This window comes from Frankia sp. Mgl5, from assembly GCF_023242985.1.
GTDB lineage: Bacteria > Actinomycetota > Actinomycetes > Frankiales > Frankiaceae > Parafrankia > Parafrankia soli.
This window is the reverse complement of sequence record NZ_JALKFY010000332.1, coordinates 1-238: the sequence shown is the minus strand read 5'-3', so window position 1 is coordinate 238 and position 238 is coordinate 1. Positions and strand designations below refer to the sequence as shown.

At 64.7% G+C, this 238-nt stretch carries 1 pseudogene; it reads left to right on the top strand.

The window, feature by feature from the left end:
• Nucleotides 1-196 (top strand): annotated as a pseudogene (locus tag MXD62_RS09560) (hypothetical protein); the annotation flags it as partial.
• Nucleotides 197-238: the final 42 nt, after the last annotated feature.

Genomic DNA, 238 nt, shown 5'->3' with positions numbered 1-238 from the left:
AGCCCGACTCCGGCCGATGCGCGGCCTGAAACGGCTCCGCTCGGTCCAGACGATCAGCACCGGGCACGCTCTTGTTCGGAACATCCGCTGTGGCCACTACGAGCTCGCCGTCGATACCGACGCCGCGGTTGGATGCTTCGTGACCCCGACGACGTGGGCACGGCGGGTGGCGTGCTCGACGATGAAGAACACGTAGATCCGTTGGAGGAATACGGTGTCCACGGTGAAGAAGTCGCAG